Genomic DNA, 24,784 nt, shown 5'->3' on the forward strand with positions numbered 1-24,784 from the left:
CCGATGATAGCAGAGCCTCAAGAAAGCTAGCGCTATTGCTGTCTATTTCTTGACGCTTTGCATCCTGACGGGGTTCCTTTCAAATAGTTGGCCTATCTGATGGGAGTAAGCGCGGCTGTCGAGAATTTTGGGATTTGCCAGCATTGTTTGCTGGACTCGATCCCGATAGCGCCGGCGCAGTTCTGGATTGGTTCCCAGTGCTGTACTCAGTTCTATATAAGAGTTCTCGCTGTTTGCTACCAGTTCCGGAAGTTGTAATTCTTCGAGGACTGCTGCGACGCGCGAATCGCGAGTTTCTTGCCCTTTTCTTGCCACTACAGGCAACCCCACTAACAGCGGTTCTACTAAGGAGCCGGCATCGCTGTATGGATAGGAGTCTAAGTATATATCAGCCAATTCCAGACATTTTATGCAATCTGCGCGATTTGGTAGCGCCCGTATCACAACTAACTGCTTTTTGTCAATCCCAAATTCCCCGAAAGTCGATCGAATTTGGTGATAAAAAGGCACTGTCGGATAGTTTTCGGCGCGGGAGCGAAAGGGATACAAAACTAAAATAGAATTCGGTACGGCGGCAATAATTTTTGCCCAAGTTTCTCGCAATTCTGGGATAATTGTCCAAGCCCGAGCACAGGAGATGAACACTACAGATTCATCGGTGGCTCCCCAACTGCTGCGAGTCGGTTCAACTGTGGCAGGTGCTAACTCTACAGTAGGATAGCTGAAACAAACTCCCGAACCTTCTAAAGTAATTAATTGTTCGCGATACTCTGCTGCTGCATCTGCCGGCAATGTCAAATCTCCGACAATCAAATAATCGATATTGCGGGCTGCGGTGGTGGCGGGATTTGATGCAGCGGTAGCCATTTGCACGCGCGCCAGTCGGTGCAAGCACAGCAGCGCCGTTGTTTGGGAAGTTTCGGCGATATTAGTGCAAATTAGCAGAATATCTAAATCGTGCGATCGAATTTCTCGCACTTGCTCTTGCAAATCTGCCGGCAATTGCACCAGTTGGTCAGCGCAACTTTCGCAATATTTCGCCAGTCGCTCATCTTCTACCTGGAAATAATACACGATAACTTCAAATTTGTCTCTTTCTAAATATTCAAAAGCTGGAATTGCAGCAAAAGTCTCTAATTCAGCACTAATTTTATCGAGCAAAAAGCCGACTCTAATCTTAGTTGGCTCAGGTTTTCTATCAGCAAAATCCCAGTCTATTTTAGATCCGATATTTTTTAAATGAAATTCCAGAATATCAGCTCGCTGGTTCAATACATTGAGCAAATTTGCATCGTTCAAATACAAAAATTTGAAGCTAACACTCTTGGCAATAAATGCCGCTACATAACACCAAACTTCCGCATCGGGAAAACGGGCGATATTCGCAGCAACATACTCGATTAAATCCTCGAAATATTCAGAATACTTTTCAACCTCTCCCGTTTGTTGAAAACAAGTCGGAGATTGAAATAGGAATTTCAGAAAATCATCAAAAAACCACTGGGGAATCGCTGAATTTTTATACTCTAACGGCAACTGATAAGCCTCGCGGTACAGCATTGCTGCCAGAGAATATTGAATCTGATCGGCAACTTCCCCTACTTCAGCAAGTTTCGAGCATAACTGCTGGACAAAACTTTGTTCCGACTCCGTTAAAGTTTCATGTTTGAGGTGGCTATCTAGTAGCAATTTATGAGCTTTCCCGGCTGCTTGCGAGTAAGCACTTGCTAATTTTTCGATGGGATAATTCAGCCAATATTCAGCTAGTTGTTGGCGGTGTTGGCGCATTTGCGCCAGAAGAGAATGGTTTGATGGCAATTTTTTGTACTTTTCAACCAGTGTTGACAAGTCAGATATATTAGGCTGGGTTCTCGATGCTAACTTTTGGCGGATTGTCTGTTTAATTTGTTGATTCAGGAAACTGTAATCAGGACTATTTAGTAATTTCTTGTAAAATTTAAAGGCATCTTTATGATTTTCCCCAGTAGCGAAGTTTTTCCAAGTTTGTTGTTGGGGATGAATCCTGAGTGACGACAGTGTTTCGTCTACAAATCCGATGTGATAATTCCCCATGATTCGCCACCACATATCTAAGTCTACATATTGAGATAATGCAGAATCAAATAATCCTATTTCGGCAAAGACTAGGGTGGCAATTAAGACGGTACTCGGCTCACCAATTTTGTTAATTGGTTTGCTCAAGCAGTTAGTATCGGCTAGCAATTCTTTTCCGGGCTGAATTGATTTTAAATTCGACCAACTTTTGTGCAAATTTTTAAGTGATTGGGAAGCTCTGCGCAAAATTGGATGAGATTCATCTTCCGCTATGGTGATAGCGCGCGGGGAGAAAACCATGCCTATTTCGGGATTTTGTTGGGCGAGGGCGACCATTTTCTCGATACATTCTGGTGCGAGTAAGTCGTCTTGAAACAGAAATTTAATGTATTCACCTGTTGCTTGGGAGATACAAAAGTTCCAGTTTTGTGATAAGCCGTAGTTGCGGTGGAGGATGATGCGGAAATCGACGGTTGTTTGGGATTGGAAGGTTTGGGCGATCGCAATTGTGCGGTCTGTGGAGCCGTCGTCGGATATAATCAGTTCTATGTTAGAGTACGTTTGGGCGATCGCACTTTTGATTGTTTCCTCAATAAACGCTTCTCCGTTATATGTCGGAATGCAAATGCTCACCTTCGGCTGCCAGTTTTTTAGTTCTGTTTTTGATTGAGTTTGTTGCTGTGAAGCTGCAAAGTCAGTTTGGGGATAAGATTGCTTGATTCCTCGCAATGACAAGGAATATTGATCCAAGTCAGCGGTAATTTCAGCAGACTTCATTCTAGCTATTCCTGACAGAGGCAAGTTTTGAAAATTATCGGTAATCTCGGCAATATATTCAAGACGCTTTTTAATTTTAGTACCTGTAACTTGCGGGTTGAGTAAAGTCTGAATTTCCTCAGCAGCAATCGCTCCAATTTGTTGAGCTTCTTGGTAATTATTGAAGACGAATCGCATCAAATTAGCAGCGTGTTCGACATCCGCTGCGGCCCAAACATTGCCTTTTTTGTAAGGCCCGCAATCTTGCTCAATTGGAATTAATTTATACTTGACTAAAAAGCTATTTCCGACATTCATAAATTCTGTATTTGATGAATAACCGGTGGCAATTACGGGTTTGCCATAAAACATGGCTTCAGCCATTGTTAGCCCAAATCCTTCGCAGCGGTGCAGCGATACATAACAGTCGCAATTGTAGAGCAAGCCGTTGATTTTTTCTTTGGACAAATACCCGTCTAGATGTTTGATATTTGAATTATTTGCTATGGCTGAGTTTAAGGATGCTTGAGCTTCTGGAAAATTCTTTGAGTTGGAAGATTTGACAATCAACAATACGCGGTCATCTTTGCCGAAAGCTTGTTTAAATGCTTGAATTGCCGCCAAAGGATTTTTGCGTTCGATGCGACTGGAAAAGTCGAATACAAATAGGAAAATCAATTTATCTTGAGGCAAATTCAGTGCTTCTCTGCTGATGTAAGGTGCAGGCAAAGAAATACTGGGCATGATTTTTATAACTGGAATTGGCGAGACTTGGGAAATTGCTTCGGCACAGGAATTGCTATAAGTCCAAATTTCGTGAAAGTGATTAAATGCTGGCTGCCATGCGGGGGGAAATGCCGGAAGTTCCCAGGCCCAAAAGCCGATATTGTATTTGTTTTTAAAATAGCTGGAACCTGTATGTTTGACAAATGTTGCAACTTGATCGGCGTTAACTTGAATTAAGTTTATGGGATAGGGATTATTATCGCTAAAATTTTGATATGTGGTGTCTTGTTTGCGGTGGGGACTGCGGGTAAAATTGTTAATATTGAAGGGAATGCCGGCTGCTGATACGGCTCGTATGTTGGCTCGAACACCTTCTCCTATGCCAAATTCGCCGTTGATGTAGCCGGCGATGTTTATTCCTAGATTATGGTTCATAGTTTCTAATATACTGAGCAAAGTGTTGTGTTGATTTGTGGGCAAAAAGCCGAATTTATTGATCGTGTTAATTCGGCTAAGGGAGATAGGGGGTTAAGAGGACATTATAATTTTGCTCAATATTTGCTAACATATAGCAATCCTTGCAGGATTGGTGAAGAAGATTTAAATGAACCGCAGAGGACGCAGAGAACGCAGAGTCAGAGAAGAGAGATAGGGAAATAGTTGGTCACTGAAAATTTAGTCCTTGACAAATGTGCCGATCGCCATTGTATACTGGCATCGCAATGCTAACCTTCGGCTGGCTGGTTGTCGGCATGGGTGGCAAATCTATATTATGATAAACTAATCAGGAATTTTAGATAAAGTGATCGATCGCGTCAACCACGACCTCCTCAAACTGCTACCGCCGGATGCTAAAGTCATTGTGGAAATTGGCTGCGGTAAGGGTTCTATGGGCGAACAGTACAAGCTGATTAATCCCCATTGTCAGTATATTGGCATTGAATGCGATCGAGAAAAAGCTAAAATTGCAGTCGATCGGCTAAACTGGGTGACGGTAGCCGATATTGAAGAAATTGCGATCGCAAGTCTCGACATCGCCCCCGGCAGCGTCGATTGCTTGATTTTTGGCGACTTGCTACCCTATCTTAAAAACCCCTGGGAGATACTACAGCAGTACAGTGCTTTGCTGAAGCCGGAGGGGCAAGTTTTCGCGACAATTCCCAACGTTCAATACTGGCGGCGTATTGTTAATCTGTTGCGGGGACATTGGGAAAATCCCGACAGCAAGATGCAGCACTGGTTTACCCTTGAAAGTATTAAATCATTATTTGCTCAAGCCGGATTGCAGGTGTACGAATTGCAAGGGCAGGGACACAAAACGGAAAATTTTGCCCAATTCCAGCAATTGCTGCATCCAATGGTGAAGGCCTTAGAGCTCAAATCCAGCGATTTTGCTACGGAAACTGGTGCTGAATATTATATCGTGCGATCGACCAAATCGACCGTACCGCCCCGCAGATTGCTGATCCAAACCATTATTATGGCTCCTACTGGGTGCGATCGCGTGCGAGTTTTGGAACCGGACAAATTTAGCGCCACAATTCCCGGTGTCCGCACCGTATCCGCAGTCAAAGCAGCAGAATTAATTCCTCCGTTACCTGGAGAAGAAAAAGTCTTCATCTGGCAGCGGACAATCATGCAATATCCCGGCTACATTCCCAAACTCAAAGAACTACTACAACAAGACTATTTAATAGTAGCCGAAATTGACGACAATCCCATCCGCCGTCGCGAATACGCAGACAATAATTACCTCAGCTATCGCGGCTGTCACTGCGTTCAAACTACAACAGAACCGCTAGCCAAAATTTTGCGACACTACAATCATAATGTTGCCGTATTTCCCAATCAACTAGCTTATCTACCTCCGCCGCGAATCTATCCAGCAGAACATACCGTCACAATATTTTTTGGTGCGCTCAATCGCGAAAATGATTGGCAGCCAATTATGGCAGCACTGAATAGAGTTTTACTTGCACACAAACACCGGATTCGAGTTAAAGTTATCCACGACCGCCGATTTTTTGAAGCCTTGGAAATACAGCAAAAGGAATTTGAACCATTTTGCAGTTACGAACGGTATCAAGAAATAATGTACAGTTGCGATATAGCTTTGCTGCCGCTCGTTGCCAACCCGGTTAACGAAATGAAATCAGATTTGAAATTCATTGAATGTGCGGCGCGGGGAGTTGCGGTTTTGGCAAGTCCAACTGTGTACGAACATTCGATAGTCGAAGGTGAAACCGGATTGATTTATAAACATGAAAAAGAGTTTGAAATTAAGCTAAATTCGCTGATTTCTGATACTTCTATGCGCCAACAAATAGCCGCGAATGCTTACGAATGGGTGCGCGATAACCGCTTGTTGTGCGGACATTATGGCCAGCGGCGAGATTGGTACTTGCAAATGCGGGATGAGTTGCCGCGTTTAAATGCTGAGTTGCGCGATCGGCTGCCTGAGTTATTTACCGACTGAATGCGGTAAAATTTATAGGGCTTATTGTGCAATACGCTTGGGATCGGATAAGACGGCGGTTGAAACCGCTGCTATACAAACGATGTCAGCCGGACGCCGACTGAAGAGAATAACGTAATTTTAACCGTCCAGTCTTCAACCTGCGTCGGCAGGTTTTGTCTGTATAGACGCGGTTTCAACCGCCCGGTATCCTGTTTTATTGTTTAATTTTTTAATTGTTAATCCACACAAATGCGAATCCTATTCACTATTGCTCACTTCTACAATCCCAGTGGCGACGGAAAACACGCTTCCCAGCGGAATGATCCGCAACCGCGACTAAATGCTTTAACTGCTTGCGTGACATCGCTGCAAGCTTTGTATGGCAAATCTCAGTGCATGATTGACATTGCTGAATGTGCAACTGTGCCAGTCAATCAAAGTCACAAGCACGAAATTGACATTGTTGTTTGCACTACTCAAGGTTATCACCTGTTGCCTCAATTGCCGGTGCAGCCGAGGTCTTTTATGCACCACGCTACCAAATGCGAACCACTGCTGTTAGGATTTGAGTGTCAAGCTGTTTTGCGCTCATGTCTTGACAAATATGATTATTTTTGTTACTTGGAAGATGATTTAGTTCTGCACGATCCGTCGTTTTTTAGTAAATTAAATTGGTTTACGCATCACGGGGGAAATGGAAATTTGTTGCAACCGAATCGCTATGAAGTATCACCTCAAGGGGCTGTTTTTAAAGCATATATTGATGGTGATTTAGTAGCAGGAGCTACTGCTAATTTTCAAAATGTGGAGCAGCAGCCGCAGTTAGTGGGGAAAATTATGGAACAGCCAATCTCTTTTGATCGGACTTTGAATCCTCATTCTGGCTGCTATTTTTTGAATGCGGAACAGATGGCTCACTGGGCTAAGCAGTCTCATTTTTTGGACAGGGATACTAGCTTTGTTGGCCCGCTGGAAAGTGCGGCGACTTTGGGAATTATGCGGACTTTTAGGGTTTATAAGTCAACTTCTGCTTATGCTAATTTTTTGGAAATTCAACATTTTGGAGTGAGTTTTCTAAAGTTGATTGGTAATAAGGTGCGGATTTCGGAGGAAGGATAATCAGCATATTTGGGGCGGGCTAGAAGCCCACCCCACAAGATAAGACGGCGGTTGAAACCGCGCCTACACAAACGAATTCCGCCTCCACGGAATGAAGAGAAGATAAGACAAGACGGCGGTTGAAACCGCCCGGTTTTCTTCAACCTGCGGAGGCAGGTTTTGTTTGTATAGACGCGGTTTCAACCGCCGGGTTTTCTTCAACCGCACAGTTTTCTACGGATTTAAAACATCGCCGATTTTAACTGTGCCGCTGTTGATGATTTTGGCTAAAACTCCTGTTTGTGCGTGACCGAATTCTTGTTGTAGTAAACTGAGTAGGGGAATATCTCGATCGCCCGTTTGTGGATTTACTTCTACGTTGACACAGCGACCAATTCGTGCTGTGACTTCGATCCGCGCCGTACCTAATTGAAACTGTTGTCCGATTAACTCAAATTCCGACCAAGCTGAAACGCCCTCTAGGACAATGTTCGGGCGAAATCGGCGCACGTCTATGTTTTGGTGGGCGATGTCGGTTAATTGGTCTAGTGTGGCTTGACTCAGGAGAGAAATATGTACCGGTTGTCGATCGGGATAACGAGTTTCGCCACTGCTGTCACCAACTAACCGCAAAGGTGCAAGCTGCGGGTGTCTCGCTTCTTTTGTCGGTTCAATGGCGGCCAGATATTCGGTAAAAAAGGTGCTGATGCGATCGCGCCCCGCTGCTGTATTTGTTTCTGCCGATAATACTGCAACTCCTTGACGCTGTACTGTTAAAACGGTCGTTTCCGGTTGATAATGGCATTCCAAAGCTGCTAACAGAGGCCAATCGTTTTGAACGGCAAAATATTTTTTGCTCATCCAAGGCGCGTTTTCGGCGGGAATCTGTGCCGCTTCCATATTATCTGCAAACATTAGTGCAAAAGCGCGATCGCCCTTAATGCCATGTCCTGCTGTTAAAGCAAACTCCGACATTGCTTGCGGTGTCAGCCCTTTAATTGGGTAAGTAAATAATTGTTTGATTGTTGCTAATGCCATAAAAATTTCCGATTAAGCTAGCAATTCATAGCGGCGAATATCTGGATCTGCAACTGCTAAACCGTCTAATTTCTGCACAGCAGCTTGAAGGTGAGTTGAAGCCAGATGTACTTCGAGTAAAGCTGCACTTTCCCACTCTTCAACAAAGGTAAAATCTGTGGGATCGGCTTGATTTTGCAGGAGTTCGTATTTGATGCAGCCTTGTTCTTGGCGAGTTGGCTCCATAATGCTCAGCAGCAGAGATTTAAGTTCTGCTACTTTGTCGGGAAAGGCGACGAGGCGGGCGACTACTCGCAAGGTTGGTGTGGACATAGGAGATAAAGTTAATAGATATGGCGATCGACTTTACCGATTTTTATCGGGCAAACTCAACAAAACACGATTTTACTAAAAATAACTCAAAGAGGTCGATCGGTCAACAGCCAGCATAATCTTTCCAGGACGCGCTCAATTCTCTGAAACCCGGTTTCTTTCCAGATTTTTCGTTACCAACCGCAGAAAGTCGTAAAAACCGGGTTTCTTGGTATATTCTACCTTCTTCCCTCTTCCTTCTACCTTCTTCCCTCTTCCCCCCTCCTTCTTCCTCCCATCCGTTAAATCCGTCGAGCGAATCCGTTGCCGAACTTCCCTCTTCCAACTGTCAACTGTCAACTGTCAACTGTCAACTGTTCCGCTCAATCTTTGGGATAAAATCGCTTTTTGTCTGTAGAATATTCCCAGGCGATCGCCTCCGGGTCTTTTTCGCGACTCCACTGAGCAAATTCTGGCTTAACTTTCCATTTGCCGATCGTAGTTGCGTGAACTTTGAACCTGCGGGAAAGTTCTGTCTGAGTAAAAGAGATTTTGGGATTTTCTGGAGTCTTGGTTGGAGCAATGGGAAATAAATTTGGTTTTTTCTCTTGTGTTTTTTCCCGATTTGTGGGAGGCTCTTGAACAGCTATTGCGACATTAGGTGTTTCGCTTTGAGTGGCAGTTGGAGCAATTTGAAAATAATACAAAATTCCGCCTTCTTCCGTTACTTGAAAATCGGCGGCAAACTCCAGAGCTCGTTCGTCGAGATATTCTTGAACCTTTGATCCGGGGAGTTTCGCATTCATCGCCAAATCCAACGCCGTAACTCGCCCTTGATTTTCCTTGATCAACTTGTAGAAAACCGAGTCTAAATGAGCGAGTCTGTGTTTTTGCTGCTGCTGATAGAGCTTGTAAGCCCAAGCAATGCCCGCTGTGGTGGCGATCGCCCAAAACATCGTTCCCGACTCGAAACTGGCAACCGCCGTCAAGCAAATAGGCAAAAGCAGGGTAAGATATCCCCAAATGCTGCCCTTCTGTAGGTTATTGCTGTTTTTGACCATAGTTCCTAAAACAGTTACGTAGTTTAGCTTAGCAGAGCGTGTCTGAAAGCCGCAGGAGTGTTTCGACAGTCGATATATCGATCGGCTAATCGCTGAGGCACTCTACTACAAAATCCCAGAATATACTTTTTTTGCAACCGAGGATTCATGTACTTTTTTCGCAAACAGATTGCCATCCTGTTCATAGTTGTTGCTTGCTGTACGCTGACGATTAGTTGCAGCGGCGAGAACCGAACTGTCCAATGTACCAAATTGATAGCAATTGTCACCAAAGGCAACGCTCTCATCGATCTTAAAAAAGGCACCTACGATGCTGCAACGAGCAAGAACTTAGCTAAAGATTTGAACCAGACAGCTAAAGAAATTGAGGGTTTGCGAATCACAGACGCAACCCTCAAAGAATTTCAGGGGCCGTCGGTTAAATCTTTCCGGGAAATGGGTCAAGGAATCGGCGACATAGGTAAAGCTCTTGAGGCAGGAAATCGGGCTTCTACAAGCGTAGAAGGTCGAGAGCAAATCAAAAGAGCTCAATCGGATATTATCCGAGCCGGACAGCGGGCAAATCAAGCAGCCGTGGAGCAAGACGATTTGACTAGCAAACTAATTAATTATTGTAAGAGCGATCGGTAAGTAGGTCATTGCCAAAAAAACCAGAACATCAATTATAATACCCTGCAAGATGTGATTGTTTTTGGCGATCGCCTACTTAATGACTAATGACTGAGGACTAATGACTAATGACTGAGGACTGAGGACTAATGACTAATGACTAATGACTAATTACCCATTTTCAAATTTAATGATGAATTTCTAGATTCAAAATATAGCAACCGAGTTGTACTTTTTCCGACCACAACTCATATTCTAACCGCAGGTGTTCCGGTTCCGGCTTGCCTGTCAGCGTCAAGTTGCGGGTGAAGTTCCGCAGGCGCAACTGTTCGGGAGTCGCCAGCGATTCGCCCTGAAGCCAATAACGGCTCAGGCCGTACATTCCGCGTTCCCAGCAGTGACGGTAACTGTATTTGCCATTTCCTTGCATGGTCATAACGACTCGATAGGGCGACACTTCTAGCCACAGCAACCGGGGTTTTGTGGTTGTTGGTAAGATAGAAATTTGCTCGGCAGATTCGTCATATTCGTCTACAAATTGGCGATCGAGTATTGCTGGTTCGTGCAACAACAAGTGAAAGCGATCGCGGTCTTTTTGATACAGAGTACCAGCGGTTTCAACAACTGACCACAAAGGTAAATCTGTGGATACCAGCGATAAACTTACAGGCTTGCGGTGATGCGTCAGCATAAATTAAAATTTAGGAGTTATTGTGGATCGGGCGGTTTGGGATTTGAGATTTTAGAGTTTTGATTTTAGATTTTAGATGATCTGGGTTCCAAATTCCGGAGCTTTTGGTTAAAAACAATGCAAAATCTACAACTCGCAGTCAGACATATAAAAAAATTGTTCAATCCAAAGTCAATTATTCGATCGATAACTGAAAGCTGGACATGAAATCTCAGCAGATATACGGACAATAATTGCGAAATTCAGGTAAAATCCGTGCAGTTGCATCTGCTCTCCCCTGTCGCTGATAACAGTTTCAGCAAATAATGGAACTGTATCCACCTGCTCCAAACCCTTATGCTGTCTGTTGTTAGCCAATCTAAAATCTCAAATTTAAAATGGTATGACTTAGCACTGGGAAAAGGGTAGGATAGCTAACGCCGTCCCATCCTAGTCTATCTCATGCAAGCTGCCATTATAACTACTTCGCTTCAGAGCGAAAATCAAACTTTAAGCATTCAAAAACCTGCTGCGGGCTTGTCGCTGCGAGGCAGGATTCGAGTGCCAGGGGATAAGTCGATTTCTCACCGAGCTTTGATGTTGGGTGCGATCGCCCACGGTGAAACTACAATTGAGGGACTGCTGCTAGGAGAAGACCCCCGCAGCACTGCTAAATGTTTCTCGCTCCTGGGAGCCTCCGTTTCTGAACTCAACGCGGAACTGGTGACAGTCAAGGGTGTCGGAATTGGCGAGTTACAGGAGCCTGTGGAAGTCTTGGATGCGGGTAATTCCGGCACGACGATGCGGTTGATGTTGGGAATTTTAGCGTCTCATCCGGGGCTTTTTTATGCGGTAACGGGTGATAGTTCTTTGCGATCGCGCCCGATGTCACGAGTCATTAAACCGCTGCAACAAATGGGAGCACAAATTTGGGGTAGAAAGGGCAATTCTTTAGCTCCTTTAGCGATACTTGGACAGCAGTTAAAAGGGATTCACTACCATTCGCCGATCGCCTCAGCTCAAGTTAAATCCTGCATTTTGCTAGCAGGTTTGATGGCTGAGGGAGAAACTACAGTCACAGAACCCGCGCTCTCACGGGATCACAGCGAGCGGATGTTGCGGGCGTTTGGAGCCAAATTAACCGTAGATCCAGAAACTTGTAGCGTGACAGTCACTGGCGGATCACAACTGCAAGGACAGAAGGTAATTGTACCGGGAGATATTAGTTCGGCGGCCTTTTGGCTAGTGGCTGGGGCGATCGTCCCCGGTTCCGAGCTCGTAGTCGAAAATGTCGGTGTTAACCCAACTCGTACAGGCATTTTGGAAGCTTTGGAGATGATGGGGGCGGACATTGAACTGCAAAATCAGCGAGAGGCGGCTGGCGAACCGGTAGCGGATATCTTGGTTCGCTATTCCAGTGAGTTGCGGGGATGCACCATTGCTGGCGACTTAATTCCCCGACTAATTGACGAAATCCCGATTTTGGCAGTAGCGGCGGCTTTTGCCAACGGTACTACAATAATTCGAGATGCGGCAGAGTTGCGAGTCAAAGAGAGCGATCGGCTAGCCGTGACTGCGGCGGAACTCAACCGTATGGGAGCCAAAATTACCGAGTTACCCGACGGTTTAGAAATTACCGGGGGAACTCCGTTAACTGGCGCGGATGTTGACAGCTATACTGATCACAGAATAGCGATGAGTTTGGCGATCGCAGCCCTGAACGCCACAGGTATTACTAACATTCATCGGGCCGAAGCCGCTGCCATTTCCTACCCCGACTTTACCGCCACTTTGCAACAAATTTGCCAGTCAAATTGAGAGCGGGAGAGTGAGGGAGAGGGGAAGATTTGGCAAATATTGCCGAGAGCATCTCATCTTTTAAAAAAATGCAAAACTGAGATGCTCCCAATATTCCCTCTTCCTTCTGTCAACTGATAACTGTCAACTGTCAACTGTCAACTGTCAACTGTCAACTGACCAATTAAGAATCTTTGCCTACAACTTGTTCTTTTAAAGAATCAACTTCCGTTAATAACTCTTGGCGAGTAGAAGCCTTGAGGAGATAGCGGTAAACAAACCAACCCGTATATCCCATACCAATCAACTCAAAAACGGGAGCTACCAAAGGGACATCATTAAGAGCCGCTAAAACTCCCAGCATTACCTTAATACTAACACCGCCTGCCAGGATTAAACCAACAGTTACCAGGGGCTTTTGGTATTCAGCAAAAAAACTGGAGGCATAGGCTGGAAGTTCCGACAAAATTGTGAGAACTTGGTCTTTAATATCTTGGAACTGGCCCGTCGGTGTTTCTGTAGTTGTCACTGTAGTCATGACCCCCGCTTCATCGGGCACTAGGTCTACTGTGACCACTTCAGTCATCGTTTGTGTGTCGTCAGAAAAGTTAGCTTGTGTCATTTGATACTTCCTCCGGTGTCAAGTAAAATTGCAGGCTTTGAGTTGCTGCCAGTGTAATTATCCGGCATTTAGCACAGCATTCTGGCAGCCGGGACTAATTGATGAGATTAAGCCAGACTTTCACAAATTGCAAGCAAAACAAACATATCAATTGATTTTAAACAATTACCCTCGCTGCAAAATCGCTCTTTTGACTCATTTTTTTAATTCACTGAGGTCGATTTGATTGGGAGAAGTACGCCCTTGTTCAAAATCGGTGATATTTTTGATCGTGGTTTCGGCGATATTTTGCAAAGCCTCCTGAGTGAAAAAAGCTTGATGTCCGGTAATCAGGACGTTGGGGAAAGTCAGCAAGCGCTGAAATACGTCGTCTTGAATAACGTGATTTGACAAATCCTCAAAAAACAGATCCGTCTCTTGTTCATAAACATCTAAGCCTAGGTAGCCAATTTTACCAGACTTCAGTCCTTTGGTAACAGCTTTAGTGTCAATCAACTGACCGCGGCTGGTATTGATCAACATCATCCCCGGTTTCATTTGCCCGATCGCCCCTGCATTGATCAAATGGTAAGTTTCCGGTAGCAGCGGACAGTGGAGGCTGACAATATCAGAGTTGGCGAATAGTTCTGGGAGTGCGACGTATTCCATCCCCAGGGCTAGGGAATCTGGGTTTTGGTAAACATCGTATCCCAGCAGGCGACACCCGAATCCGTGCAGAATTTGGGCAGTAATTGCGCCAATTCTCCCTGTTCCGACAATTCCCACCGTTTTCCCGTGGAGGTCAAAACCCAACAAGCCATCTAGGGCAAAATTGCCTTCGCGGACGCGGTTGTAGGCGCGGTGGATTTTGCGGTTGAGGGACAAAATCATCGCGACTGCGTGTTCGGCGACGGCGTAGGGAGAATAAGCGGGAACTCGCAGCAGAGTTAAGTCTAAATCGCGGGCTACTGCTAAATCGACGTGATTGAATCCGGCCGATCGCAGCGCCAGCAAGCGGACACCATTTTGGGCGATCGCCCGCAGCGTTTTTGCGTCCAAAGTGTCGTTAACGAACGCGCAGACCGCCGGAAATCCCGCAGTTAACACGCTCGTTTCCAGGTTCAGGCGCGGTTCAAAAAAAACCAACTCGTGTTGGCCAGCGTTGGCTGCTTCTAAAAAAGTGCGATCGTAGGATTTCGTGCTGAATACAGCTACCTTCATGATTTTTGCCTGCAAATTCAGTAATAGTTAGCAATTCTTTCCAGATTAACTCTCTTTCCCCACCAAAACTCCCTAACCCCAAAAAACAATTTCCCGGAAAAATTCGGGTTTTCCCAACGAAAGCCTCTATAAAACAATACGGTTCACTTAAGATTGTCATTGCGAGGAACGTTAGCGAAGCGATCCGAAGGAAAGCAATCGCAGTATTTATTTTTCATAATTTTTTACCGCCTGGATAGTCTTAAGTAAACCGTATTGCTCTATAAAAAAAGCTAATTTTTGGCATTACGAATGAAATTTTAATAACTTAAGCAATTGCTCGTTACTTTCGCTCTGCCTGGTAATGCAGATTCGGAGGCTCAGCCTCCTTTGATCTCGCAACTTACAGTCTGATGTTGTAGCACTCTACAAACAAATCACCGATTACCAATCTGGCGGCAAATTATAACTTTCAAGAGTTGATGTATCTTTCATCAACTCTTCAGTTTTTCTGTCAATTTTAATCTCACCATCCGCCAAAATTAACGCCCTTTGGGTTGTTTTTCCGATCCAATTCAAATCGTGGGATGCGATTAAAATTACCTCGACCGGCAATTGCGACAAAACTTTAGCCAAACGCCTGCGCCACGAGGGGTCTAGTCCGTTCGTCGGCTCGTCTAAGATTAAAATTGCAGGCTTTAATGCTAAAATTGCTGCCAAGGCTGCTAACCTTCTTTGACCGCCGGAAAGTTCGTGGGCCGAACGGTTGGCAAATTCGACTAAACCGAATTCGTCTAATAAATCTAAAGCTCCATCGCGCGCTTCCCCAAGCGACACTCCATAATTGCGCGGTCCAAACGTCACATCCTCTAAAATAGTCGGCATAAATAGCTGGTCGTTAGCATCTTGAAAACAAAATCCTATTTGCTTCCGCGCTTGCGATAATGTCGCTTGTTCCAGCTTTGTTCCCTGCACTCTAATCTCGCCGGATTGAGGCATTTTTAAGCCGATTAAATTTTCGAGTAAGGTGCTTTTCCCAGCCCCTGTCAAACCCATTAAACCTACTCTTTCTCCGGGTTGCAAAGTAAAGGAAATTCCCCGCAATACTGGTTTTTGTTGGGGATAGCTGAATACTAGGTTTTGTACTTCGATTGTTGGCGGTGATTTGAGGTTAGTCAATTTTTATTTGCCTCGATTTTAGGATTAAGAGTTTTTAACCGCAGAGGGCGCAGAGAACGCAGAGAGGGGAGGGGATAAGGAAAAAGATAGAGGGATGAATTAATCAATTTCCTATGCCCTATGCCCAATTACCGTAAGAAGCTATTGTTAATCCCGCTGCGGTTAAAATTGCGAGTGTCAGCCACAGTCGCTGTTTTGGTGTTGATTGTGATTCGGTGGGCAAACTTCCTTGATAGCCGCGAATCATCATGGCTGCGTGTACTCTTTCTGCGCGATCGAGACTTCGCAAATAAAGCGCTCCGATCATGGAAGCACTGGCGTAGCGCAACCATCCTGCTGTACCGGATAAGCCTCGGAGTTGCGCGGATCTTTTCATGCGGTTGACTTCGGACAGCAAGATTTCTAAGTATTGTCCCGCTAAAAGAACGATCTCTTGCAAACCTGCTGGTAGGGGTAATCCTTTGAGGGCGATTCCGAAACTGTGGGGCGGCAAAGTTAGCAGAAAACTGTTCATAATTAGCAGGCAAATTAGGGAACGCAGCAACAGAAAACTGGCACGTTCCCAACCTTGCGGCAATACTAACAATGACAGAAAAATTAATTCTGCTCCCAACAGTTGTACTAGGGTTCGCAGCGGTGCTCTGAGCGAAAATGACCACACAAGTGCGATCGCCCCATAAATCCCCAGCCACAGCCAAGCACCAGTCTTCATAAAACCAATGCCGATGACAATTATCAGAGATAACCGCAATCGAAAAGGTATAGAGAGTTTAAGCATCTTTCGGTTTGACTAATTGAGCAATACCAAAGGCTGCACCGAAGCAGGTGGCCGCTCCCACAACTCCAGCAATGCTAGTACCTATCGGCTGTTCTTCTAATCCTTTAACTGTGTAATCTGCTAAAGGAGTAGGATTTTCGATCGCCACAGCTTCTTTATCTTTAAAACCGTATTTTTCTGCTACAGCCTCTAACCCATCGGGCCAACTTGAAGCGAACAGCGAAAGCAAGCCGGAAATCAATAAAACCCCTACTACTGGCGCTACCCATTTCTGCAATTGTGGCTGTTCTCCTGGTAATAAATCCGGCCGAACTTTGACGAGATAAGTTAAAACTCCGCCTGTAATTATCCCTTCGCCAATGCCAATTAAAATATGCACGCCTACCATTGCGGGTAATGCGATATTCAGCGCTACTGTACCAGAAATTGCTAGTTCGATCGCCACACAAATAGAAGCAGCAACGACGCTGAGGGCGGCGGCAATACCCGCAGCTATCGGCAAGCGATTTCTGGAACCTCCCAAGAGTTGCTGCAACGGCTGCAACAGCCACCAGCCAACCCAAATGCCAACGAGCCCCATGTTAAAAATATTCGCACCCAAGGCGGTGATGCCCCCGTCGGCAAACAAGACGCTTTGAATGATAAAAACGGTGCTCATCGCCAAAGTTGCCGCCCAAGGGCTCCCCAAAACCACGGATGCCAGCGCCCCTCCCAACAAGTGTCCGCTGGTACCGCCGGCTACGGGAAAGTTGATCATCTGGGCTGCAAATATGAAAGCTGTAGTTAAGCCCATGATTGGGGCTTGCCGCGATCCCAGACTGGTGCGGGTTCGATTTAGGGCAACTGCAATTACTGCTGCACTTGCTATGCCGGTGGCTATGGCTACGGGCGGTGACAGAAAACCATCAGGTATGTGCATCGATCTATCCCAAACAAGAGAACTCCCAGCCCTTTAGCCAACTATTTTTTACAAAACTTTACAATGCCCTATGGGGGGATTTGCGATCGCCCGTGGGGGGATTTGCGATCGCCTATGGGGGCAATTCGTGGCGGGCGATCGCTTATGTGACAAGGATTCCGGCTGTGAAGCCAGAATCTTCACTCCTTGGCGATCGGAGATTAAATAATTGTTAAAAATTAATCGAATTTTGTGCCTACAGCCCGCACTTTCCAGCTTTTTGATAAAAAATATCAATAATTTTGTAAATTTCAACTGCGGAATCTCACGCTATGACAAAAATCTTAAAAAATTATAAAATTCTCAACAAAGGTCAATATTTAGTTTTATCCTAATCTTTTTGAGAATTAGTAGTATTAGTCGCTTAAAAATAAAAGTAGCAAAATTGGCTGTAAGTTAGTAAAGGCAAGAGTTTTTAGTGTTGTCAAAACTAAAAATCTAGATATTATTGCTGTAAATCTGTCGGAAGCAGTGTTTTTGCGGATGTCGCGTGAAAGTGCGATTTCCTACGGGATAGCTACGCTTCACGGCTTTTTTCACACGGGTGTATTCTCAAGAACATCAAAAAACTAATGCAATTATTCTCAAATAATTTCCCAAACAACCTACAGGAGGTTTGCCAGTGGTGCAACACTCAACGCCAGACTCAACTACCGATTTAGTTCCATCTGAATTTCCCAGACAGTTAGATATTGCTCAAGTTTCTGTCTACGGACTTAGCTTTTTATCCGCTGGTTTATTCCTGTTTTTACCTTATAGTTAACCTATTGCATCCGAGCTCTTGGCAGCGGTGGATGGGAGCAATTCACGGCAGGGGTGCAATGTCAGCATTAATCGTGATGGTTTATACGGGACATCTCGCATTTCCCTTGCTACGAGGTGCCGGTAAAATCTTGCCACAAATGCGTACTTTAGCCTTGATTAACTCTTTTGAGTTTTTTTGCCATACGGGCAACTGGGCTGATATGCGTTACCCCTTTAGATATTGAAAAAAACCACTAAGAGCCTAAATTCCACTCAATCAAAAAATATGATATCCTAAACATTGCGCTTTATTGCAATCTACATCAAAACCGACAAATGAAAGAACTTGACGATAAAAAAACCCAAGAACTGCTAGTCACCATCATGGAATGGGAACTAGCAGGGGTTGTACGCTACACCCACTATTCACTCATGGTGACAGGCCCCAACCGCATCCCCATCGTGCAGTTTTTTAAAGCACAAGCAACTGAATCCTTGCTCCACGCGCAACAAGCCGGAGAAATTCTGACAGGTTTAGAAGGGCATCCCAGCCAGAAAATCGCTCCGATTGAAGAAACCTACAAACACTCGGTAAAAGACCTTTTGGAAGAAAGTTTAAATCACGAGAAAAAAGCGCTCAAAAAATATAAGTCTTTACTTGAAGTAGTGACAGACTCCAGCGTTTATCTGGAAGAATACGCCCGTACCCTAATCGGTCAAGAAGAATTGCACCAAGTAGAACTGAAGAAAATGCTGCGCGATTTTAGTTAAGCAAGGCAATAGTCCGCAGTCCTTAGTCCTTAGTCCTTAGTTATTAGTCCTTAGTTACTCCACAACCGTCTGAAGAGAACCTCCTTCTTTTTTTCCCTTCCTTCGCGACAAGAGCGTTCACGCGCGGCTTCGCCTAAAGCGTCTTGGCGGTTCAATAATCTTAAATTATGTCCGTGGCAAAACAAAAAATACTAAGGACTAAAGACTAAGGACAAATTAGCAATTATTTAAAAATGAATTTTAGTGAAGCCGTACCGACTTTTGTAATTACCCTCCGCGAAGGCGTTGAAGCTGCCTTAGTCGTGGGAATTGTCCTAGCTTGCCTCAAAAAAGCCGAGCAAAGTCACCTTAATTCTTGGGTTTATGCAGGTGTCGGAGCGGGAATTGCTGCCAGCGCTTTCGTTGGAGTATTGTTTAATGGATTGCTAGCAGCCCTATCAACATCTAATCAGCCTTACGCACCAGTAATTAAACAGCTATTAGAGGGTGTGTTGGGAATTGTGGCGATCGCCATGCTAAGCTGGATGCTAATTTGGATGACTCAGCAAGCGCGCTTTCTCAAAGCTGAAGTTGAAGGGGCGGTTACAGTAGCTTTGACAGAAAATACCAATGCTGGTTGGGGTGTATTTGGCTTAATTTTCATTGCGGTACTGCGCGAAGGTTTTGAAACAGTTTTGTTTGTCAGCGCTCAATTTCAACAGGGTTTGAGTCCGGCTTTAGGCGCTTTGGGCGGTTTGACTGGGGCGACAATCATTGGGGCGCTGCTGTTCAAGTGGGGAGTCAAGATTGATATCCGCCTGTTTTTCAAGTTTATGGGGATTTTGTTGCTGTTAATTGTCGCGGGTTTGGCGGTATCTGCACTCAAGCATTTTGACCAAGCTGCTGCTATTTTGTCGCAGATGGATAGCAAGTATGCAGCGATTTGTGTTTTTTACGATCGCACCGCAGCACTTCACTCTTGTATTTTAGGCCCGATGGTGTGGAATGCAGCAGGAGTTTTGTCCGATCGGCAATTTCCCGGAGTCATTCTAAAAGCACTATTTGGATACAGAGACCTCATCTATCTTTTGCAAGCTGTTGGTTATACAATATTCTTAGTAGCGATCGGCAGTCTTTACTTCCAAAAATTAGACTCTAAGCCGACGGTTCCGAGCAAAAATACTCCGTCTCCGCAAGAGCCAACTAGCTAGTTATCGGTAGTTACGCGGTTTTTATCCGTTGTTTAACTAATGATGAAGGCGATAAAAAAAATAGCCCCACTTCCAAAAAATCGGCCTAATTTTTCCTGGTTGGGGGGATTGACTACTAGACTTTTTTATGATACTATATTATAATGGGAATGTAATCTATTTTTTAAAAAATAAGTCACACTCCCATTATTAAATTATACCTTGAATAGACCTCAAAAGCAAGCCCTAGGCCTCGAAAAAAAATTTTTTTCAACTAAACTTAACAAATTTTAAGAAATAACAGTTAAAGATTAACATGAGTCTTCAAAAAGCGGACTAATGTTAGGGCAAGCCTGTGAAATAAGGACACGCAGAAGAAAGTTAAGGCTGGCGATCGGCAAAAATCTGGTTCCAGCAAAATTTATGGCGAACAGTTTTATGATAAGTGCCCCCTAGGGCTTATAATTACTACAAGAATATTTACAGAAAGCGGAAGTTCTTAATGAACCTAATAATCTTTAATGAAGCTTAAGATTAAAAAAATGTTGGTTAAAGTTACCTGGAACCCCCAGAAGGCTGTAGCCTCTGCCATCTGGTTAGCGGTGAGATAAATAATGATGCCCCGTATACTTGTTATTGATGATGACGCGGCGATCGCCGAAATCGTAGCCGTTAACCTAGAAATGGCTGGCTACGAAGTCACCCAGGCAGAAGACGGCATCAAAGGTCAGGCACTAGCAATACAAATGCTACCCGACCTGATCATGCTAGACCTGATGCTGCCTAGAGTAGACGGATTCACAGTATGTCAGCGGTTGCGGCGCGACGATCGCACATCCGACATACCCGTATTGATGTTGACAGCCTTAAGTCAAACCCAAGATAAAGTAGAAGGATTCAACTCCGGTGCCGACGATTACCTGACCAAACCCTTTGAACTAGAAGAGATGCTGGCGCGAGTGCGAGCCTTGCTTCGGCGCACAGACCGCATCCCCCAAGCAGCCAAACACTCCGAAATCCTAAATTACGGCCCACTGACCCTTGTCCCCGAAAGATTTGAAGCTGTTTGGTACGTTCGCACCGTCAAACTGACTCACCTAGAGTTCGAGTTGCTACACTGCTTACTCCAGCGCCACGGTCAGACAGTCTCTCCCAGCGAAATTCTCAAAGAAGTGTGGGGTTACGACCCCGACGACGACATCGAAACCATTCGCGTACACATCAGACACCTGAGAACCAAGATGGAACCCGATCCCCGCCATCCTCGGTACATCAAAACTGTATACGGGGCGGGCTATTGCCTGGAGTTGCCCAACAACGAGCAAGTAGCCGAGGAAAGCAGAGCATCGGAAAGCAAATCATCTGCTTGAACTAGCGTATTCGATGCCATAAGCAGTTAAAAATCTAACTAGAAAAGCCTGAGAGCGTTTGCTCTCAGGCTTTGTTATTTCGAGTTTGAGATGAATATGCCAACAAGTAGCCATTAACTCTCTTGATTCAGAAAAAAATAATCCCGCACCCCTTCTAGCCCCACTTTACTCAAAGCTTGCCCAGAAGAAAGTACCGGATTTCTTGTGCCACCTTGTCTTTTCCGAGAGGATTAGATAGCTACTTAAACAATACTCTAGCCTTACTAAGACTATTTGTCAATAAAATTTTAAATTTTAATCTAAATGCTCTTTCTTATAACGCCAAGCAAACTTCCGATTAAGCCCAAAAAGCAGTCATAGACTGAGTTTTACGATATTTTAGGCTGCTTTGTTACATATCTTAACTAAAATAAGTGAAAACTTTATCAAATAGCCCTTGACGAAACTTCTAAAATTGTTGATTATTTATATCAATAAGCTGCAAGTGCTTAAAACTCAACTGACATCCTTCACAAGAGGTAAATCGCCGTGACAAGCATGGCCAAAAAATCCTTCCCAGCCGAAGCAGAAACCTTTCCCTGGTGGGCAGGCAACGCTCGCTTAATCAACCTTTCCGGTCGTTTGCTCGGCGCCCACGTCGCCCAGGCCGGCCTCATCGTCTTCTGGGCGGGAGCTTATACCCTATTTGAGCTTTCCCGCTTCAACCCAGAATTGCCCATGTACGAACAAGGCTTAATTCTGTTGCCGAACTTGGCCAGACTCGGCCTGGGTATCGGTGCGGGAGGCAAAATTGTCGATACTTATCCGTACTTTCAGATTGGTGTAATTCACCTAATTAGCTCAGCCTTTCTCGGCTTCGGCGGCATCTTTCATTCCCTCAAAGGGCCCGCCACCCTCGAAGAAAAAACTCCTTTCTTCGGCTACAGATGGGAAGACGCAGACAAAATGACCACCATCTTGGGCATCCACCTAGTTTTGTTAGGTGTTGGTGCTTTCTTGTTGGTGGCCAAAGCTATGTATTTCGGTGGTTTGTATGATACCACGATCGGGCAAGTGCGGGTAATTTCGGATCCCACTTTCAATCCCGCCGTGATTTTCGGCTACCTGTTCGGTGCAGGTGGCACGCACTGGCTCGCCTCTGTTGACAATCTCGAAGATGTTGTCGGCGGACATATGTGGGTAGGACTCCTCTGCATAGCCGGCGGCCTCTGGCACATTCGCACTCAACCTTTTGCTTGGGCAAAACGCCTCTTCATCTGGTCGGGAGAAGCTTACCTCTCCTACAGTCTCGGTGCCTTAGCCTTAATGGGTTTCATCGCAGCCTACTTTGTTTCAGTCAATACCATCGCTTACCCAGAGGAATTCTACGGGCCAACCTTAAAAATTGGCTTCGAGCAGTTCCCCTACTTTCACAGCGAAGGAATGCTGACCTCCCGCGTCTGGTTGGCTAACACTCACTTCTGGCTCGCCTTCTTCGTTCTGCAAGGACATTTCTGGCACGCTTTGCGATCGGCAGGATTTGATTTCCGCAAAGGCAAAGTCGTGCAAGCAATGCGCGAAGATATCCAGCCTGGAGGGAATAAAGTTGCAGCCAGTCCAGCAAATTAACCGCATCAGGAGGAAAGCAAAAATGCAAGCAATAGCAGATCAGAATTTAATTCCAGAGCCGGAAAAGTCAGAAAACGAGTACGGTTGGTGGGCAGGCAACGCCCGTTTCATCAATTTTTCAGGACGAATTTTGGGGGCTCACGTCGCTCACGCGGGCTTGATTGTATTCTGGGCCGGAGCGATGACTCTGTTTGAACTTTCAAACTTTAACCCAGAGTTGCCGATGTACAACCAAGGTTTAATCCTGCTGCCGCATTTGGCAAGTTTGGGTTTGGGAGTAGGAGCAGGCGGTCAAATTGTTGATACCTATCCCTATTTTGCGATCGGAGTTGTGCATCTAATTAGTTCCGCAGTTCTCGGTGCCGGCGGTATTTACCATTCCTTGCTCGGCCCGAAAGTATTGCCACAAAACAAAACATTCTTTGGTTCCTTCGGCTACGACTGGGAAGACAAAGACAAAATGACAACCATCATCGGCATTCACCTATTACTCTTAGGTGCAGGTGCTTGGTTGTTTGTCGCAAAAGCCTTATTTTGGGGCGGTCTTTACGATCCCCACGTTGCCGACGTGCGGATAATTAGCGAACCAACCCTCAATCCCGCCCGCATTTTCAGCTACCTTTTACCAGTGCGCGGCCCGGAAGGAATGGCAGCAGTTGACAACTTAGAAGATGTTGTCGGCGGTCACATTTATGTTGGCTTGCTCTGCATTATTGGCGGTTTCTGGCATATCTTCACCAAGCCTTTTGCGTGGGCGCAGCGAGTGCTATTTTGGTCGGGAGAAGCTTACCTTTCTTACAGTTTGGGCGCTCTGGCTTATATGGGCTTTTTGGCAGCCTACTTTGTGACTGTAAATGACACTGTTTATCCAGAGGTTTTCTACGGCCCGGTGGGTTTGACAGGGCCGGATGCAGCGGTTGTTTCTTCGCGGACTTGGCTGGCAACAAGCCACTTTGTGTTATCGATTTTGGCGCTTTGCGGGCATATTTGGCACGCGCTGCGCGTTCGCTCGAAAGCAGCGGGATTTGATTTTCGATCGGGTGAATTTGTAACTGCAACTGCTAGCAAGGTTGAAAAATTCCCTCAGATGCAAGCTCAACCTGCGACGGCAACAGCAGTTAGTTTGTCCGATGTGACTGTAACTTTTTTGCGGAATTTGCCGATTTACCGCAAGGGATTGTCTCCCATAGTCAGGGGATTAGAAGTTAGCTTGGCTCACGGCTATTTCCTGGTAGGAGCTTTTGCGGTATTGCTGCCTTTGCAAGAAAAAGGTTTAGCACCGCTGGCCGGGTTGCTGGCAACTCTGGCATTGGTGTTGATTTTGGCGATCGCCCTCTCGGTTTACGAGAACCGGAACGTTGAAGCAGGTAAAGTTTTGTACTGGCATAAAACGTCGGAAGATTGGAGTTTGTTCCGGGGCGGTTTTGTGATGGGCGGTACTAGCGGAGCTTTCCTCGCCTATTTGCTGCTAGACAACTTTGCTGGCATTGATGCAATTTTCCGGGGTGTTATCAACTGAAATAAAAACGGTTAGTAGTGCGGACTTAAGTCCGCTCCGAGCGTGCGGACTTCAGTCCGCACTACTAACGAACTAATCTCATCTCAAGTTCAATTTATTTCAAGCCAAATAACTACAACAAGGAAACAAAAAACAATGCAAACCTACGACAATCCCAAAGTTAAATATGACTGGTGGGCAGGCAATGCCCGGTTCGCCAATCTTTCGGGATATTTCATTTCCGCTCACGTCGGTCAAGCAGCTTTAATTACTTTTTGGACAGGAGTATTTACTCTAGGTATTGCTGCCAAGTTCCACTTTGAATGGGAAGACTAGAAAAAACTTGGTT

At 45.3% G+C, this 24,784-nt stretch carries 22 protein-coding genes and 1 pseudogene; 12 read left to right on the forward strand and 11 right to left on the reverse strand.

The window, feature by feature from the left end; genetic code table 11:
• Positions 1 to 42 precede the first annotated feature (42 nt).
• Positions 43 to 3,972, reverse strand: a complete 3,930-nt coding sequence (locus QUB66_RS07495) for a glycosyltransferase (RefSeq protein WP_332967099.1) — start codon at positions 3,970 to 3,972, stop codon at positions 43 to 45.
• Positions 3,973 to 4,339: 367 nt separating this feature from the next.
• On the opposite strand from QUB66_RS07495, the gene QUB66_RS07500 reads away from it, so the two are divergent.
• A complete protein-coding gene (locus QUB66_RS07500) occupies positions 4,340 to 6,013 on the forward strand; it encodes a methyltransferase domain-containing protein (RefSeq protein ID WP_332967101.1) in 1,674 nt (557 codons plus the stop codon).
• A 231-nt stretch (positions 6,014 to 6,244) separates the two neighbouring features.
• Complete coding sequence (locus tag QUB66_RS07505) at positions 6,245 to 7,114, forward strand: calcium-binding protein (RefSeq protein ID WP_332967102.1); 870 nt, start codon at positions 6,245 to 6,247, stop codon at positions 7,112 to 7,114.
• Between the two features lie 213 nt (positions 7,115 to 7,327).
• On the opposite strand, the gene QUB66_RS07510 is transcribed toward QUB66_RS07505, so the two are convergent.
• The 4 genes from QUB66_RS07510 to QUB66_RS07525 all read right to left on the reverse strand — a co-directional run bounded on the left by QUB66_RS07510 (position 7,328) and on the right by QUB66_RS07525 (position 9,483).
• Entirely contained in the window at positions 7,328 to 8,131 is an 804-nt protein-coding gene (locus tag QUB66_RS07510; protein ID WP_332967103.1) for an MOSC domain-containing protein, read from the reverse strand.
• Between the two features lie 12 nt (positions 8,132 to 8,143).
• Complete coding sequence (locus tag QUB66_RS07515; protein ID WP_332967105.1) at positions 8,144 to 8,443, reverse strand: putative quinol monooxygenase; 300 nt, start codon at positions 8,441 to 8,443, stop codon at positions 8,144 to 8,146.
• 135 nt (positions 8,444 to 8,578) lie between these two features.
• On the reverse strand, positions 8,579 to 8,782 hold the full coding sequence (locus tag QUB66_RS07520; protein ID WP_332967106.1) for a hypothetical protein: 204 nt from the start codon (positions 8,780 to 8,782) through the stop codon (positions 8,579 to 8,581).
• A gap of 23 nt (positions 8,783 to 8,805) precedes the next feature.
• Entirely contained in the window at positions 8,806 to 9,483 is a 678-nt protein-coding gene (locus QUB66_RS07525; RefSeq protein ID WP_265238323.1) for a hypothetical protein, read from the reverse strand.
• A gap of 147 nt (positions 9,484 to 9,630) precedes the next feature.
• Between QUB66_RS07525 and QUB66_RS07530 the strand changes: the two genes are divergently transcribed.
• Complete coding sequence (locus QUB66_RS07530) at positions 9,631 to 10,113, forward strand: hypothetical protein (RefSeq protein WP_265238325.1); 483 nt, start codon at positions 9,631 to 9,633, stop codon at positions 10,111 to 10,113.
• Between the two features lie 166 nt (positions 10,114 to 10,279).
• Here the strand turns inward: QUB66_RS07530 and QUB66_RS07535 are convergent, their stop codons facing one another.
• On the reverse strand, positions 10,280 to 10,783 hold the full coding sequence (locus tag QUB66_RS07535; RefSeq protein WP_265238326.1) for a hypothetical protein: 504 nt from the start codon (positions 10,781 to 10,783) through the stop codon (positions 10,280 to 10,282).
• A 441-nt stretch (positions 10,784 to 11,224) separates the two neighbouring features.
• On the opposite strand from QUB66_RS07535, the gene aroA reads away from it, so the two are divergent.
• Entirely contained in the window at positions 11,225 to 12,580 is a 1,356-nt protein-coding gene (gene aroA, locus QUB66_RS07540; RefSeq protein ID WP_332967109.1) for a 3-phosphoshikimate 1-carboxyvinyltransferase, read from the forward strand.
• 163 nt (positions 12,581 to 12,743) lie between these two features.
• On the opposite strand, the gene QUB66_RS07545 is transcribed toward aroA, so the two are convergent.
• From QUB66_RS07545 to QUB66_RS07565, 5 genes are all read right to left on the reverse strand, one after another.
• Positions 12,744 to 13,181, reverse strand: a complete 438-nt coding sequence (locus QUB66_RS07545) for a CAAD domain-containing protein (RefSeq protein ID WP_265238330.1) — start codon at positions 13,179 to 13,181, stop codon at positions 12,744 to 12,746.
• Between the two features lie 195 nt (positions 13,182 to 13,376).
• Entirely contained in the window at positions 13,377 to 14,381 is a 1,005-nt protein-coding gene (locus tag QUB66_RS07550) for a 2-hydroxyacid dehydrogenase (protein ID WP_265238332.1), read from the reverse strand.
• A 423-nt stretch (positions 14,382 to 14,804) separates the two neighbouring features.
• A complete protein-coding gene (locus tag QUB66_RS07555; protein WP_332967110.1) occupies positions 14,805 to 15,539 on the reverse strand; it encodes an energy-coupling factor ABC transporter ATP-binding protein in 735 nt (244 codons plus the stop codon).
• A gap of 118 nt (positions 15,540 to 15,657) precedes the next feature.
• Positions 15,658 to 16,317, reverse strand: a complete 660-nt coding sequence (locus QUB66_RS07560; RefSeq protein WP_332967111.1) for an energy-coupling factor transporter transmembrane component T family protein — start codon at positions 16,315 to 16,317, stop codon at positions 15,658 to 15,660.
• Positions 16,310 to 17,236 carry an energy-coupling factor ABC transporter permease gene (locus QUB66_RS07565; protein WP_332967112.1) on the reverse strand — a complete coding sequence of 309 codons (927 nt, stop codon included), beginning with the start codon at positions 17,234 to 17,236 and terminating at the stop codon, positions 16,310 to 16,312. Before QUB66_RS07565 ends, QUB66_RS07560 begins: the two co-directional genes overlap by 8 nt.
• Positions 17,237 to 17,306: 70 nt before the next feature.
• Between QUB66_RS07565 and QUB66_RS07570 the strand changes: the two genes are divergently transcribed.
• The 8 genes and pseudogenes from QUB66_RS07570 to QUB66_RS07600 all read left to right on the forward strand — a co-directional run bounded on the left by QUB66_RS07570 (position 17,307) and on the right by QUB66_RS07600 (position 24,771).
• Positions 17,307 to 17,444 (forward strand): hypothetical protein, encoded by a 138-nt coding sequence (locus tag QUB66_RS07570; protein WP_332967113.1) that lies wholly within the window; start codon positions 17,307 to 17,309, stop codon positions 17,442 to 17,444.
• Positions 17,445 to 18,355: 911 nt separating this feature from the next.
• On the forward strand, positions 18,356 to 18,790 hold the full coding sequence (locus QUB66_RS07575; protein WP_265238341.1) for a ferritin-like domain-containing protein: 435 nt from the start codon (positions 18,356 to 18,358) through the stop codon (positions 18,788 to 18,790).
• Between the two features lie 233 nt (positions 18,791 to 19,023).
• Entirely contained in the window at positions 19,024 to 19,980 is a 957-nt protein-coding gene (locus tag QUB66_RS07580; RefSeq protein WP_265238342.1) for an FTR1 family iron permease, read from the forward strand.
• 596 nt (positions 19,981 to 20,576) lie between these two features.
• On the forward strand, positions 20,577 to 21,329 hold the full coding sequence (locus tag QUB66_RS07585) for a response regulator transcription factor (RefSeq protein WP_265238405.1): 753 nt from the start codon (positions 20,577 to 20,579) through the stop codon (positions 21,327 to 21,329).
• Positions 21,330 to 21,866: 537 nt separating this feature from the next.
• Positions 21,867 to 22,937, forward strand: a complete 1,071-nt coding sequence (locus QUB66_RS07590; RefSeq protein ID WP_332967159.1) for a chlorophyll a/b binding light-harvesting protein — start codon at positions 21,867 to 21,869, stop codon at positions 22,935 to 22,937.
• 22 nt (positions 22,938 to 22,959) lie between these two features.
• Positions 22,960 to 23,970: pseudogene (locus tag QUB66_RS07595) on the forward strand (chlorophyll a/b binding light-harvesting protein); the annotation flags it as partial.
• Positions 23,971 to 24,024: 54 nt separating this feature from the next.
• Positions 24,025 to 24,456, forward strand: a complete 432-nt coding sequence (locus QUB66_RS29715; RefSeq protein WP_265238407.1) for a photosystem I reaction center subunit XI — start codon at positions 24,025 to 24,027, stop codon at positions 24,454 to 24,456.
• 135 nt (positions 24,457 to 24,591) lie between these two features.
• A complete protein-coding gene (locus QUB66_RS07600; protein WP_265238346.1) occupies positions 24,592 to 24,771 on the forward strand; it encodes a hypothetical protein in 180 nt (59 codons plus the stop codon).
• Positions 24,772 to 24,784: the final 13 nt, after the last annotated feature.

The organism is Microcoleus sp. A2-C3 (genome assembly GCF_036706065.1).
Taxonomy (GTDB): Bacteria; Cyanobacteriota; Cyanobacteriia; order Cyanobacteriales; family Microcoleaceae; genus Microcoleus.